A 14,927-nucleotide genomic window follows, 5' to 3' on the forward strand; every position below is an offset into this window, starting at 1 on the left:
TGAATCCGTAAGGATGTCCAGAATCTACGAACCGCTGCCATGGCCGCACTACATCACCGACGGTGGCGGGTACGTGACGGCGGCAGAGCGGCCACCGAACAGGCCGTCCCCACGAACGGGCAGGTAGATCACGACCTTCCGGACACGTCCGGAAAGCCCTTTGCGCCCGGCACGGCGACGACCTAAAATCGGCACGCCAACCCGTCGAGCCGCACCCCCCAGCGAGCATGACCGAGCGGCAGATCACTGCCGGCGATCTCCTCTATGAATGTCCAGGGCGGAGCGACACTGGATGCGTTTCGAGATCCTAGGCCCACTCCAGGTGATCCAGGACGGCCGGCACCACTTTCTCGGCAACGCCCGGAAATTACGTATGCTGCTCGCCGGTCTCATCTCCAGGGCCGACCAGCCGGTCTCCAGCGATTTCCTGTCCACCGTTCTGTGGAATGACCGGCCGCCGGTCTCGGCGCGCAGCAATCTCCAGTCGTACGTCCACCAGCTCCGCGTCCAACTGGGCGCGGAGCGACTGCTGAGAAAGCCGGAAGGATATCTGCTCGTCACCCACGGCGAGGTGGACGCGGCGCAGTTCCGGAAACTCGCGGCGGAGGGGTCGGCGGCTTTCGACGGAGGAAACCACGAATCCGCCGGTCGCTGTTTCCGGCGCGCCCTGGATCTGTGGCGGGGGCCCGCGTTCGCGGAATTCCTCGATTCCGGGCCGATCGCGGAGGAGGCGCTGTCCCTCGAACAACTCCGGCTCACCGTCCACGAACGCTGGGCGGAGACCGAGCTGGCCCTCGGGCGCCACGCGGAGGCGGTGACCGAGCTGCGCGAGGTGGCGAAGGCCCACCCCTACCAGGAGAGCCTGCACGCTCTCCTCATGCTCGCCCTCTACCGGTCCGGCCGTCAGACGGAGGCCCTGGAGACCTACGCCGCCGTCCGCGACCTGCTCGCGGACGAGCTGGGCCTCGAACCGAGCCCGGTGCTGCGCCGCGTGCACGAGGCGATACTCCGCGGCGACGAGCGGATCGACCTGCCCGCGAGGCCGGGCGCGTGGCCGTCGACCGGAGGCACTGTGGTCCCTCGCCAGCTCCCGCCCACGGTCGCCGACTTCACCGGCCGGGACGACGAGGTGGCGACGCTCAGGGACGCCCTGTCCCCCGGTAGGCGCCAGGCGCTGACGATCTGCGCGATCTCCGGCATGGGCGGGGTCGGCAAGACCACGCTCGCCCTGCACGTGGCGCATCAGCTCGCGGGCGCGTTCCCGGACGGCCAGCTCTACGTCGGCTTCTCCGGCGCCGACGACCGCACCGCCGTGGCCCGGGCGCTGGAGTCGATGCTGCGCGCCCTCGGCGTCGGGGGAGCCGCCGTCCCGGAGTCGGTCGGCGACCGCACGGCCCTCTACCGGTCGCTCCTGGCCGGCAAGCGGATGCTCGTGGTGATCGACAACGTGGCCGACGAGTCGCAGGTCAGTCCCCTGCTGCCGGGGTCGGGCACCTGCGGCGTGCTGATCACCGGCCGTCCCCGGCTGGTGGGCCTGGCCGGCGTCCGGCACCTGCGCCTGGACGTCCTCCGGCCCGCCCAGGCGATCGAGCTGCTGGCCCGGATCACCGGGCCGGAGCAGGTGCGGGCCGCGCCCTCGGAGGCGAGCGAGATCGTCCGGCTCTGCGACCACCTGCCGCTCGCCGTCCGGGCCGCGGGGGCGCGCCTGGCCTCCCGGCCCGACTGGCCCCTGGCCCGCATCGCCGATCTCCTGCGCGACGAGCGACGCCGTCTCGACGAGCTCGCGGCCGGGGACCTCACCGTACGGGCCTCGCTCGGGTTGAGCTACACGGCACTGTCGTCCCCGGCCCGGCGCCTCTACTACCTGCTCAGCGTGCTGCACACCCCCGACTTCGCGGGCTGGGTCGCCGCGGCCGTGCTCGACACGTCCCCGGAGGAGGCCGAGCGCCGCCTCGGCGAGCTGCTGAGCGCCAACCTCCTCACCGTCGCGGGCGTCGACACCGCCGGCCAGCCCCGTTACCGCTTCCACGACCTGATCCGCCTGCACGCCCGCGACCGCGCCGACGCCGAGGCCGCCCCGCACGAGATCCACGCGGCCGTGACCCGCGCGCTCGGCGGCTGGCTGGTCCTCGCCCGGCGGGCCGACACCGGGCTGCCCGGCAGGGTCTTCCCGACGCTCCCGGCCGAAGGCGTGACGCACGAGCCGCACGTCCGGATCTCCGATGCCTGCGCCTGGTTCGAGGCGGAAAGAGGCGCGCTCCGGGCCGCGGTGGCGCAGGCCGCCGCGCTCGGCGCGCACGACCTGTGCTGGCAGCTCGCCGATGCGACCGTCAACTTCTTCGAGCTGCACGACTACTACGACGACTGGGAGTCGACCAGCCGGCTCGCGCTGGAGGTCTGCGAGCGCGCCGGGGACGCGCGTGGCCGCGCCTTCATGCTGCGCGACCTCACCGAGTGCCTGCGCATGGGGCCCCGGCACGCCGAGGACGAGGCACTGGAGCACGCCCTCTCCGCGGTCGCGCTCTTCGAGAGCCTGGGCGACGTCCACGGCGAGGTCGACGCCCGGATCCTCGCCGGCACCGCGTTCCTGGTCCGGGGAGAGCCCGGCAAGGCCGTGGCCTACCTCGACGCGACGCTGGCGAAGGCGAGGGACGCCGGCTACGTGCTCGGTCAGGTCGAGGCCGAGTGGCAGCTCGGGTACGGCCACCGGGTCCTGGGAGACTCCGAGCGGGCCGGCGTCCACCTGGAGGCCAGTCTGCGACTGGCCGAGGACGTGCCCCTCCCGTCGCAGCTGTGCCGGATCCACAGCCTGCTCGGGATCGTACGGCGGGAAGAGGGCAGCCTCGTCGAGGCCGAGGCGCACTTCACGCGCGGCGTGACGCTGGCCCGTTCGCTCCGGAGCCTGAGCGACGAGATCACCATCTTGCCGCACCTCGGCATGACCTACGTCAAGCTGCGCGACCCGCGGGCCAGGGACGTGCTCGGCCGGAGCATCCGGCTGGCCCGCCGGTGGAGGGCGCGATTCCAGGAGGCCACGTCGCTGGGCGCGCTCGGCGAGCTCGAAGCGGCCGAGGGCCACCACGCCCTCGCCGTCGCCCACACCGTCGCCGCCCTCGAGATCTGGCGCGAGCTCGCCAGCCCCTTCCACGAGGCGCAGACCCTCAAGTCCCTCGGCGCCCTGCACGCGGCCGCCGATCCGGACCAGGCCCGTACGGCCTGGAGCGCGGCCCGGCGGCTCTTCGCGCAGCTCGACAACCACACCGAGGTGAAGGAGCTCACCACGCTGCTCGAAACCGTCAGGACAGGTGGATGACGTTCCAGCTCACCGGGGGGAGGAGGACGCGCATCGGGTCCTGTTCCACGTTCTCGTTGGGGCGCGGGGCCACCCGGTCGGGGTCGTCGGCGGTGTTGCGGGCGTAGACGTCCGGGCCGGTGAGGGTGGTGGCGGAGGTGATGCGCGCGCCGCCGAGGGCGCGGGCGTCGATCTCCAGCGAGAGCGGCCCGTCCGTGGCCCGGTTGACGGCGAAGATCGTGACGCCCTCGTCCGCGTGGGTGGCGACCGCGTGCAGCAGCGGCACCTCCCCGTACTGGGCGGTCTCGTACAGGGGAGAGACCGGCTCGACCCGCAGCACGTCGCCGGCCGCGTGCCGGCTGGCCTGGGCGAACGGGTGGAAGGTGGTCTGCCGCCAGGCCCGCCCGCCCGGCTCGGTCATGATCGGCGCGATCACGTTGACGAGCTGGGCCAGCGAGGCGGCCGTCACCCGGTCGCTGTTGCGCAACAGGGTGATGAGCAGCCCGCCGAAGGCCACCGCGTCCGCCAGGTGGTAGTGGTCCTCCAGCAGCGGCGGCGCCACCGGCCAGTCCCGCGGCGGCTCGGCCGCCTGGAAGCGCGACAGGTACCAGACGTTCCACTCGTCGAAGGAGATGTCGATCCGCTTGCGTGACTTGAGCCGGGCCCCCACGGAGTCGGCGGTGGCGACGACCGAACGGATGAAGTACTCCATGTCGGTCGAGCAGGCCAGGAAGCTGCCGAGGTCGCCGTCCTTCTCCTCGTAGTAGGCGTGGCACGAGATGAAGTCGACGACGTCGTACGTCTCCTCCAGCACGGTCGACTCCCACGCGCCGAACGTCGGCATGGTCGAGCCGGAGCTGCCGCACGCGACCAGCTCCAGACCGGGGTCGACCATGCGCATGGCCCTGGCGGTCTCGGCGGCCAGCCGGCCGTACTCGCGGGCGGTCTTGTGGCCGGTCTGCCAGGGGCCGTCCATCTCGTTGCCGAGGCACCACATCCGGATGTCGTGCGGCTCCTTGGCGCCGTTGGCGGCGCGCAGGTCGGACAGCGCGGTGCCGGACGGGTGGTTGCAGTATTCCAGCAGGTCGAGCGCCTCGGCGATGCCGCGGGTGCCGAGGTTGACCGCCATCATGGGCTCGACCCCCGCCTTGCGGCACCAGCGCACGAACTCGTCGACCCCGACCTCGTTCGTCTCGGTGCTGTGCCAGGCCAGGTCGAGCCGGCGGGGGCGGCTCTCCTTGGGGCCGATGCCGTCCTCCCAGCGGTAGCCGGAGACGAAGTTGCCGCCGGGGTAGCGGACGGTGCTGACGCCCAGCTCGCGGGTGAGGTCGAGGACGTCGCGGCGGAAGCCGTCCTCGTCGGCGCCCGGGTGGTCCGGCTCGTAGACGCCGGTGTAGACGCACCGGCCCAGGTGTTCGACGAAGGTGCCGAAGGTCCGGCGCCGCACCGGCGCCACCCGGAACGCGGGATCGATCGTGAGGCGGGCGTCGTGCACGGGGGGCTCCTCGCGGTTGGTGGTGCTCCAGAGATTGTTAGCGTTATCAACCCGCGAGGTCAAGGGCGTGGCAAGCGCTTGCCGCACAAACCTTGACAGCTTGCTTGTTACCGCTAACACTCGGGTAACCCCGCCGAAACATGACCCATAGCCACCCCAGTGCCCCTTGGTGTTAGCGAGAACATTCCTCGGCGAAGGAAGAGGCCACTGTGCAAGACCCCCCAGCCATCACCCGCCGGCACCTGCTCGGCGGAAGCCTTGCCCTCCTCGGCGCCGCCGCCTCCGGCTGCGCCATCCCCGTGGGACTCGGTTCGTCCCAGACCCGCGTGAAGTACTGGCACTTCCTCGGCGCGAGCGACGGCATCATCATGAACCAGATGGTCGGCGCGTTCGCCCGGGACAACCCCGGCGTCTTCGTCGAGGAGAACGTGCTCGCCTGGGGCGAGCCGTACTACACGAAGATCGCCATGGCGGGCGCCGGCGGCCGGTCGCCCGACGTCGCGACCTTCCACCTGGCCAGGCTCGCCGGCATCGGCGCGGGCGAGCTCCTCGACCCCATCAACGTGGACCTGCTGGCCGAGGTCGGCCTCCGGGCGGCCGACTTCAGCCCGCCCATCTGGGAACGCGCCCACTACCAGGGCACGCTGTACGCGGTGCCGTTCGACGCGCACCCGATGGTGCAGTACTACAACACCGACCTCTGCGGGCGGGCCGGCCTGCTCGGCGCCGACGGCAAGCTGCAACCCACCACCGGCGCCGACCAGCTCCTGGAGCAGCTCCGCAAGGCCAAGGAGGTGCTCGGCGGCAAGCCGCCGCTGGTCTTCGACGCGCTCGGCCTCGGCACCGTCGGCCCCTGGCGGGTGTGGTACTCGCTCTACCCGCAGAGCGGCGGCACCCTGCTCTCGGAGGACGGCGGCCAGGTCACCATCGACGACCAGAAGGCGCTGGAAGCACTGCGGTTCATGCGCCGGCTCGGCGAGGAAGGGCTGTGCGACCCCACCACCGACTACGGCGCCTCGGTGGCCAAGTTCACCAACAGCGAGGCCGCGTTCCTGTGGAACGGCGACTGGGAGGTCACCGGCCTGAAGGAGCGCAAGACGCCGTTCAGCATGACGCGCTTCCCCAGCGTGTTCGGCAGCGGCGCCGCCCAGGCCGACTGCCACGTGTTCGTGCTGCCGCACCAGCGCGACCGCGACCCCGAGGTGGAACGGGCGACCTACCAGTTCATCGCCTACCTGGTGAAGAACAGCGCCGACTGGGCGGTGGCCGGCCACGTGCCCTCCTACCTGCCCGCACTCCAGGAGCCCGACTACCTGGCGCTCCAGCCGCAGTCGGAGTACCGCTCCGTCATCACCGACGTCGCCCTCGACCCCCAGGTCTGGTACACCGGCTCGGCCTCCCGGCTGTGGATCGAGTTCGGCGGCGCGTTCTCCCCGGTCATCAGCGGTGAACGCACGCCGGAAGAGGGGCTGGCCAACGCCAAGGCGGCGCTGAGCCGGCTGATGTCCGCCCCGAACCCCTTCCCCGCCGAGGAGCGATGATGACGACCACCGTCGCCGCCCCCGCCACCACAGCCCCCGCCGCCAAGGCCCAGGTGAAGCGGAGCTGGACGCAGCACGGGCTGCTGTTCGTCGCGCCCTTCCTGCTGGTCTACGTCGCCTTCCTCGTCTGGCCGACGCTGCTCGGCCTGCGGATGAGCTTCACCGACGTCAACATCGCCGGCAGCAACGACCGCTTCGTCGGCTTCTCCAACTACGCCGAGGCGTTCGGCGACCCGCGCATGTGGCGCTCGCTGTGGAACACGCTCGTCTTCACCGTGCTCAGCACGGTCCCGCTGGTGCTCCTCGGCCTGGGCCTCGCCCTGCTGGTGCACAACCTGCGGTTCGTGCAGTGGCTGTGGCGGCTGTCGTTCTTCGGCCCCTTCCTGCTGCCCTCGGCCGTGGTGTCGATCCTGTGGCTGCAGATGATCTACCCGCCCGAGTACGGCCTGCTGAACGGCACGCTCGGCACCGACGTCCTGTGGCTCGGCGACCCCGGCACGGCCATGTGGTCGGTGGTGCTCACCACCGTCTGGTGGACGGTCGGCTTCAACTTCCTGCTCTACCTGGCCGCCCTGCAGTCGATCCCGCAGCACCTGTACGAGGCCGCCGCCATCGACGGGGCGTCCGCCTGGGACAAGCTCAGGTCGATCACGCTGCCGATGCTCGGCCGTACGACGGCGCTGATCGTCGTGCTGCAGCTGCTGGCCTCGCTCAAGGTGTTCGACCAGATCTACCTCATGACCGGCGGCGGGCCCGAGGACGCCACCCGGCCGATCATCGAGTACGCCTACGACGTCGGCTTCACCGGCTACCGCATCGGCTACGCGTCAGCCGTCTCCTACATCCTCTTCGTCCTGATCGTCATCGTCTCCCTGGTGCAGCTCCGGCTGTTCCGCAAGCGCGCGGAGGTCTCCTCATGACCAAGCGGTTCAGCGTGAGCCAGCTCGTCCTGCTGGTGGTCGCCGCGGTGCTGGCCGTCATCTGGATCGCCCCGATCGCCTGGGCGGTGGCCACCTCGCTCAAGCCCGAGGACGAGACCACGAAGCTGCCGCTGGAATGGTTCGGCAGCACCGTCACGCTCGACGCCTACGAGCTCGTGCTGGGCACCGGCGGCATCATCACGTGGGCCGTCAACTCCACGGTGACCGCGGTGATCGTCACGTTCCTGACCGTCCTCTTCTCGGCGATGGCCGCGTACGGGTTCGCGCGCACCCAGTTCAAGGGGCAGCGGGCGCTGCTGGGGCTGATCCTGGCCGGGATCATGGTGCCGCCGCAGGTGCTCATCGCGCCGTTGTTCGCCGAGATGGTGGCGCTCGGGCTGGTCGACACCTGGTGGGCGATCATCCTGCCGCAGGTGGCGGCGCCGCTGATCGTCTTCATCCTGTACAAGTTCTTCCAGGACGTGCCGCCGGAGCTGGAGCAGGCCGCGTTCGTGGACGGGGCCGGCCGCTGGCGGGTGTTCTTCACGATCGTGCTGCCGCTCTCGCGGCCGGTGCTGGCCGCGGTGTCGATCTTCACGTTCATCACCACGTGGAACAACTTCCTCTGGCCGTTCCTGGTGTCCACCGACCCGAACACGATGACCCTGCCGGTCGGCCTGGCCAACGTGGTGCAGGGCACCTTCGGCCTCCGGTACGCGCAGATCATGGCCTCGGTGGTGCTCGCCGGACTGCCGCTGATGGTGGTGTTCGTGCTGTTCCAGCGGCAGATCGTACGCGGCGTCGCGCACACCGGGCTGGGGGGTCAGTAGCTCCTCTTTAGGGGGTGCCCGGCGCGGCCCCATGGGCCAGGGTGGAGGCATGACGCGACTGACCCGTACGGCGTCCGCCCTGGCCGCGGCCGTGCTGCTGGCCGCCTGCGGCGCGACGGCCACGACGAGCCCGTACGAGCCCGGCACGGGCCACGCGGGGCACGGCGCGCACGACCCCGAGCCCTCGCCGCTGCGCGACGGCGAGCGGTTCATGACCCTGGGCATGCCCGAGCCGTACACCCCGGCGCCGCCGAACGGCGGCACCGACGATTACCGGTGCTTCCTCATCGACCCGGGGCTGGAGGAGCAGGTGTTCCTGACCGGCGCCCAGTTCCTGCCGCAGAACACCGAGCTGGTCCACCACGCGATCTTCTTCAGGGTCGGCCCCGAGCACGTCGCGGAGGCCGAGCGGCTCGACGAGAGCATGCCCGGCCAGGGCTACACCTGCTTCGGCGACGGCGGGGTCGCCGCCGCGTGGGTGGCCCACTGGGCGCCCGGCACCGACGAGGTGCTGCTCGACCCGTCGCACGGCTACGCGATGCCGCCGGGCAGCCGGCTCGTCATGCAGGTCCACTACAACACGCTCGGCGTGGAAGGGCGGCCTGGCACCGACCGGTCCGGGATCCGGCTGCGGGTGACCGACCGGGCGCTCCAGCCGTTCGACACCGCCCTCTTCTCCGCCCCGATCGAGCTGCCCTGCACGCCCGAGGAGTCCGGGCCGCTCTGCGACCGCGCCGCCGCGGTGCGGGATCTCGGCCGCAGGTTCGGCGAGAAGTCGCTCGACCAGGTCGACGTCCTGGCGCAGCGGTGCGGCCGGCCGGAGCCGGGCCCGACCCAGCACTGCGACCTGCCGGTGGAACGGCCGGCCAGGATCCACGCCATGGCCGGTCACATGCACCTGCTGGGCCGCGCCATCAAGGTGGAGCTCAACCCCGGCACGCCGGAGGCGCGGACCCTGCTCGACGTGCCCGCGTACGACTTCGACGACCAGGCGCTGCGGCCCCTCCCCGAGCCCGTCGCGGTCGGGCGGGGCGACGTGGTCCGGGTGACCTGCACCCACGACGCCGGGCTCCGCGCCAAGATCCCGCAGCTCCGGGAGCTCGACCCGCGCTACGTGGTGTGGGGCGACGGCACCGCCGACGAGATGTGCCTCGGGATCGCCGTCGCCTCGGCCACCTGACCCATGCGTGACGAAGATGTCACGCCCAGGCGACACCCCGGGACTCAACCCGCCGTGCTCCTGTCTTCGTACAGTCTGAAAACGGCGTCCTCGGGAAAGGCCCGTCATGACCACGCTGCGCCCAGCTCCGCACAGCCGCTCGCAGGACGCGTGGCCGCTGCCCGGCGACGCCCAGGCGGTGGCCACGGCCCGCGCCACCGCCCGGAAGGCGCTGGAAGGGCTCGGCGTGGACCCCGAGCTGGTCGACGACGCGGTGCTGATGATGAGCGAGATCGTCACCAACGCGCTGCTGTACGGCGATCCGCCGTACGAGATGGCGGTGAGCGCCGATCGCAGGGAGATCGTCTGCGGGGTGGTCGACAGCGGCCCGCCGCTGCCCGCGCCGCGCACCCCCGGCAGCGGCGACGAGCGCGGCCGTGGGCTGCACATCGTGGCCATCCTGTCCGAGGGCTTCTACGGCTGCCACCCGCAGCGCTACCTCACCTGGCCCGACCGGCTCGGCAAGGCCACCTGGTTCGCCCTGCCCCGCACTCCGGGCGCCGCGTGACCTTCTCTCCCGATCAGGTCAGGGCGGCCGCGGCGGGGAAGCGGTCCCAGACCCGGTGCGCCGCCAGGAGCTGGAGTGTCTCCCGCAGGACCGTCGGGCCGTCGTCGCCGAGGAGCACGCCCGGGGCCTGCGTGGGAATGCCCGCCTGGGTGAAGACCTGGGAGGCCGTGCCCCAGCCGCCGATCGGCTTGGCGTGCCGGTAGGCCTCGGTGATCAGCAGCAGCACGCGCGGGTCGACCGCCGCGTCCGAACCGCCGCCCGCCTTCGCGTCGCGGGCCCCGTACGCGTCCTTGCCCGGTGCGGGGGCGCTCGCCACCAGCAACGCGTCGAACTCGACGGAGCGCGCGGTGACGAACGTGCGCTGCACCGGCAGCGTCCCGCCGAGCATGCCGCCGGTCGGCGCGATGATCAACGGCACCATGCCGCCGTCGAGCACCGCTTGGCGGACGTCGCCGACCGCCGCCGCGTCGTCGTCGCCGGCGACGATGCCGATGATCCGGCCGTCGGCCGGCCAGGTCCGCCCGACCTGGGACAGCGCCGGGCTGGGCCGCGGGTCCGCCAGCGACTCCGACCCGGCCGGCGCGGGCAGCCCGAGCCCCTCGGCGACCTGTTCGCACAGGACCGGGTCGATGTTCGCGAGCACCCGCAGGTATCGCTCCTTGATCGCCTGCTCGTAGCACTTGGCCAGCTCGAAGGTGTAGGCCGCGATGGTGTGCTCGCGCTCGACCGGCGTCAGGCTCAGCCAGAACAGCCGCGCCTGGCTGAAGTGGTCGGCGTACGACGCGGGCGCCTCGCGCACCTTCCGGCCGGACACCTGCGTGGGCACCTCGACGTACCCTCCCTCGGCCGCTCCCGCCGTGAAGGGGCAGCCGCCGTCGAGCGAGTTCGGCCGGTACGGGGCGACGCCCCGGTGCACGGCCGTCTGGTGGAAGCCGTCCCGCAGCATGTCGTTGACGGGGGCGTGCGGCCGGTTGATCGGGATCTGCGGGAAGTTGGGCCCGGCCAGCCGGGTGATCTGCGTGTCGAGGTACGAGAACAGCCGCCCGGCCAGCAGCGGGTCGTCGGTGACGTCGATGCCGGGCACCAGGTGGCCGACGTGGAAGGCGACCTGTTCGGTCTCGGCGAAGAAGTTGGACGTGTTGCGGTTGAGGGTGAGCAGGCCGATCGGCTGGACCGGGGCCAGCTCCTCGGGGACGATCTTCGTCGAGTCGAGCAGGTCGATGCCTTCGAACATCTGCTCCGGCGTGTCGGGGAAGACCTGGATGCCCAGCTCCCACTCCGGATAGGCGCCCGCCTCGATCGCGTCGAAGAGGTCGCGCCGGTGGAAGTCCGGGTCCACGCCGTTGAGCAGCTGCGCCTCCTCCCAGACCAGGGAGTGCACGCCGAGCTTGGGCTTCCAGTGGAACTTGACCAGCGTGGTCGCACCCTCCGCGTTGACCAGGCGGAAGGTGTGCACGCCGAAGCCCTCCATCATCCGGTAGGAGCGCGGGATGCCGCGGTCCGACATGTTCCAGATCGTGTGGAAGGTGCCCTCGGTGTGCAGGCCGACGAAGTCCCAGAACGTGTCGTGCGCGGTCTGCGCCTGCGGGATCTCCCGGTCCGGGTGCCACTTGGCGGCGTGGATGACGTCGGGGAACTTGATCGCGTCCTGGATGAAGAAGATCGGGCAGTTGTTGCCGACCAGGTCGAACACGCCCTCGGAGGTGTAGAACTTGGTCGCGAAGCCACGCGTGTCGCGCACGGTGTCCGCCGAGCCGCGCGAGCCGATCACGGTGGAGAACCGCACGAAGACCGGCGTCTCGACGTCCTTGGCGAGGAAGGCGGCCTTGGTGACGTTCGAGGCGGCGCCGTAGCCCCGGAAGACGCCGTGCGCCCCGGCGCCGCGCGCGTGCACGACGCGCTCGGGGATGCGCTCGTGGTCGAAGTGCATGACCTTCTCGCGCAGGTGGTGGTCCTGCAGCAGAACCGGGCCGCGCGGGCCCGCCTTGAGCGAGTGGTCGGTGTCGGGCAGCCGGAGCCCTTGGGCGGTCGTCAGGTATGCCCCGCCTTGAGCAACCTTGTCCTGCGGAACGCCGGTGGGCCGGCCGGTGGGGGAGAAGGTGTCCGGCCCGCTCTGGTCCGGCTTGGGCGGCAGCGGCTCCCGAGGCTCCGTGGGCTCCTCCAGCGACGGCGGCTCGCTGTTGGGGACGCCGGGGATCTCGGCGGGCCCGCCGCCGGTCACCGCGTCGACGACCTTCTCCACGGTCGACTTGATCGGGTGCTCCATGGTCTCTCCTTGGCGTGAGGCTGCGTCGCCGGGTGCCGGGCGTACGCAGACTTCCCCACGCCGGAGGTCGCCACGCGGAGTTTACGGTGCTTACAGGCGAATCCGGTCAGGTGTTGGGCCTCAACGTTCCAGGGTGATGCCCTCCCGTCGCAGGTCCTCGATGACGCCGTCGACCAGCCGGGTGCTGACCGTGTGCGTCAGCCTGCCGGTGTCGCGGAGCTCGCGGGCGGCGGGCACCGGGTCGGGGTCGGCGAACAGCCGCTCGTCGGTGTAGTCCACCGGCCTGCCGGTCGCGTCGAGCGCCCACCAGGAGGCCTCCAGGGCGATGCCGTTGGGGTCGCTGAAGTAGATCGAGCGCAGGAAGCCGTGGTCGATGACGTCGGTGACCTCGCAGCCGTGCTCCTTGAGCCGGTCGCGCATCCGTACCAGCGCGTCCTCGTCGGGCAGGTGCAGGGAGAGGTGGTCGAACTGGGCGGCCTTCGCGTACGGGACGCCGGCCGGTTTGGCGAAGCTGTCGAGCTCCTGGTCGGCGTACTCGAAGAAGGCGATGGTGCTGCCGACGCCGACCTCGAAGAAGTAGTGCTTGAACGCGGGCACGGCCAGGGTGGCGACCAGTCGCGCGTCCAGGACGCCGTGCCAGAACCTGACGGTGGCGTCCATGTCCGCGGTGATGAGGGCGAGGTGGTGGACGCCACGCCAGTGCACCGTTTCCGGGGTTGCAGCCATGGCCCAACAGTACGCCTTTCAACTACCTCCGGGTAGTCACGTCCCGGTGAGATCCAGCGGCGCGGACTTGGTGGCCGCCGGCTCCGCGCGCAGGCGGCGGACCTCGCGGGAGCCGGACCAGCGGGTGATCGCCTCCTCGTCGGCGAAGGCCATCGCGCGCAGCATGTTGCCCCCGTCCGTGGCCTGCACCGTGCGGCGCAGCCGCGCCCGCAGCGACTCCGGCAGGTTGGTGGTGCGGGCCTCGATCGTGTCGCCGTAGAAGGGGGCGTAGCCCGCCCCCGCGAAGCCGGTACGGCGCAGCAGCACCGGGAGCGTGTCGGCCGAGTAGAACATCAGGTGGTTCTTGGTGAAGCCGCTCCACGCCGACTCGTACGCCTTGAGCAGCAGCGAGTTGGCGTTGACCGTGAGGATCATCAGCACCCCGCCCGGCGCGAGCAGCTCGCGGAACCGGCGGAAGTCGTCCACCGGCCTGGGCAGGTGCGCCAGCACCGACCAGAGGGTGATCACGTCGAAGCCGCCGGCGGCGATCTCCGGCACGTCCTCCGGCGCGCCCAGGTACGCCCGTCCCCGGGTGAGCCGCTCGTTGGCCTGCGCGACCGAGTCGGGCGACAGGTCCACGCCGACCGCGTCGAAGCCGCGCTGCTCGGCCAGCTCCAGGAAGAGCCCGGCGCCGCAGCCGAAGTCGAGCAGTCGCCGCCCGGCGCCGTCGTCGAAGACCGGGGAGAACGCGTCCATGGTCAGCTGGTAGCGGCGCTGCCGGTTGGCGGCGTACTTGCCGGTCAGGAACTTGCTGTAGCCCTTGGCGTACAGGTCGCCGAGCCGCTCGGGACGGATGTTCGGGTTGCGGTAGAGGAAACCGCAGGAGGGACAGCGCACCACGTGGTAGCGCCACTTGCCGTCCTCGCCCACCGGCTCGTACAGCGGTTGCATGCGCGGCTCGCCGCAGAGCGTGCAGTCGATGAACTCCTCGATCTCGCCCAGCGGCATGCGTGCCTGGTAGTCCTCGGGCTCCACGATCGGCGAGCGTCTCAGCAGCCTGCGCCACTGCGCCTCGCGGATCAGCCGCTCTCCGGGGCGTACGTAGACCCGCTGCCCCCAGGGCACCTTGTCGTAGCGCGAGCCGTAGACCAGCTTGCCGAGCAGCCGTCGAGCCGAGACCATCGCACACCCCTAACGCAGACCGTTTGCGCGGGTATTGCCCTGACTATTCCATCGCTACCGCCAGCAAACCATCCCCAAACGGCCAAGGCGGGCGGGCCGCTGGAGACGGCCCGCCCGGGGAGGTCACGACGGCCTGCCGTCGGCCCCGCACTTGATGATCGGCCGGATGCAGTCGCGTACCCGGCGCTCCAGCTCGGCGACCGGCCAGGCGTTGAAGAAGTCGCCGTGCATGGTGTAGCCGCCGCCCGAGGCCAGCCGGAACCCGGACGGGTCACCGCTGACCGGGTAGCGCAGCACCTGGCGGAGCTTGGGCACGGGCACCGGGTGGCTGCTCGGGCAGTCGTCGCCGACCGGGTAGGCCATGTGGCTCTTGTGGTCGGGCGAGTCGAGGTCGCGGCCGTTCCAGCACTGCGGGAAGTCCAGGTACGACTCCAGCATCGTGCCGGGCGGGCAGGTGACGAAGTCCTTCGAGGCCGGCACGTGCCCGGCGTGCAGGCAGGACCAGCGGGCGATGGTGGAGTCGCCGGGCCCGGTGGCGCGCGCGTTGCCGGCCACGATCCGCAGCCCCAGGGGGAACGGCTGGATGCGCGCGGTCACGTCAGGCCGCACGCCCTCGCCGAGGTAGTAGAACGTGGTGATCGTCGGCTCGACCGGCGTGCCGTTCCGGTAGAGCGTCGGCACCCAGTAGGAGGACCTGTCCACCGACGGGTTGCAGTTGGTGGCGCCGCGCTGCAGGTCGGCCAGCGTGGTGTGGGCGTTGGTGATCCGGCTGCCGAAGAAGCTGTGCATGTGGGAGGCGCCGGGCAGGCCGGGGAAGATGATCGGGTCGTCGGGCAGCCGGTGGCTGTAGGGGCAGTCGGCGAGGAACTCCGCCACCCGTACCGGTTCGGCCTGGGCGGGCTGGACCGACAGCGGCGCACCCATCAGCACCGCGAGCACGGCGAACAGGCGTAACAGTCTCATGGCGGG

General features: G+C 71.3%; 11 protein-coding genes. 6 read left to right on the forward strand and 5 right to left on the reverse strand.

Annotated elements, in window-relative coordinates; all coding sequences use genetic code 11:
* Positions 1-292 precede the first annotated feature (292 nt).
* Positions 293-3,313, forward strand: a complete 3,021-nt coding sequence (locus ABD999_RS10215) for an AfsR/SARP family transcriptional regulator (RefSeq protein ID WP_271277617.1) — start codon at positions 293-295, stop codon at positions 3,311-3,313.
* Here the strand turns inward: ABD999_RS10215 and arfA are convergent.
* Entirely contained in the window at positions 3,297-4,787 is a 1,491-nt protein-coding gene (arfA, locus tag ABD999_RS10220) for an arabinosylfuranosidase ArfA (RefSeq protein ID WP_271277618.1), read from the reverse strand. The genes ABD999_RS10215 and arfA overlap by 17 nt on opposite strands.
* Positions 4,788-4,996: 209 nt before the next feature.
* Between arfA and ABD999_RS10225 the strand changes: the two genes are divergently transcribed.
* From ABD999_RS10225 to ABD999_RS10245, 5 genes are all read left to right on the forward strand, one after another.
* Positions 4,997-6,328, forward strand: coding sequence for an extracellular solute-binding protein (locus ABD999_RS10225; protein ID WP_271277619.1), 1,332 nt, complete (start codon positions 4,997-4,999; stop codon positions 6,326-6,328).
* Positions 6,328-7,248: a carbohydrate ABC transporter permease gene (locus ABD999_RS10230; protein WP_378525224.1), complete on the forward strand. Its 921-nt coding sequence runs from the start codon at positions 6,328-6,330 to the stop codon at positions 7,246-7,248. Before ABD999_RS10225 ends, ABD999_RS10230 begins: the two co-directional genes overlap by 1 nt.
* The gene (locus tag ABD999_RS10235; RefSeq protein ID WP_271277621.1) at positions 7,245-8,078 is read left to right on the forward strand and encodes a carbohydrate ABC transporter permease; all 834 of its coding nucleotides are present in this window, start codon (positions 7,245-7,247) and stop codon (positions 8,076-8,078) included. The genes ABD999_RS10230 and ABD999_RS10235 overlap by 4 nt, the downstream gene beginning before the upstream one ends.
* A gap of 49 nt (positions 8,079-8,127) precedes the next feature.
* Positions 8,128-9,258 (forward strand): monooxygenase, encoded by a 1,131-nt coding sequence (locus tag ABD999_RS10240; RefSeq protein WP_271277622.1) that lies wholly within the window; start codon positions 8,128-8,130, stop codon positions 9,256-9,258.
* Between the two features lie 106 nt (positions 9,259-9,364).
* Entirely contained in the window at positions 9,365-9,805 is a 441-nt protein-coding gene (locus ABD999_RS10245; protein WP_271277623.1) for an ATP-binding protein, read from the forward strand.
* A 13-nt stretch (positions 9,806-9,818) separates the two neighbouring features.
* Here ABD999_RS10245 and ABD999_RS10250 read toward each other — a convergent pair whose 3' ends face one another.
* From ABD999_RS10250 to ABD999_RS10265, 4 genes are all read right to left on the reverse strand, one after another.
* Positions 9,819-12,071, reverse strand: coding sequence for a catalase (locus tag ABD999_RS10250; protein ID WP_271277624.1), 2,253 nt, complete (start codon positions 12,069-12,071; stop codon positions 9,819-9,821).
* 120 nt (positions 12,072-12,191) lie between these two features.
* Complete coding sequence (locus ABD999_RS10255; RefSeq protein ID WP_148035494.1) at positions 12,192-12,797, reverse strand: VOC family protein; 606 nt, start codon at positions 12,795-12,797, stop codon at positions 12,192-12,194.
* 36 nt (positions 12,798-12,833) lie between these two features.
* On the reverse strand, positions 12,834-13,958 hold the full coding sequence (locus ABD999_RS10260) for a class I SAM-dependent methyltransferase (RefSeq protein ID WP_271277625.1): 1,125 nt from the start codon (positions 13,956-13,958) through the stop codon (positions 12,834-12,836).
* A 123-nt stretch (positions 13,959-14,081) separates the two neighbouring features.
* A complete protein-coding gene (locus ABD999_RS10265) occupies positions 14,082-14,921 on the reverse strand; it encodes a DUF1996 domain-containing protein (protein ID WP_148035492.1) in 840 nt (279 codons plus the stop codon).
* Between the last annotated feature and the right edge of the window lie 6 nt (positions 14,922-14,927).

This window comes from Nonomuraea ferruginea (assembly GCF_039540635.1).
GTDB classification, from domain to species: Bacteria; Actinomycetota; Actinomycetes; order Streptosporangiales; family Streptosporangiaceae; genus Nonomuraea; species Nonomuraea ferruginea.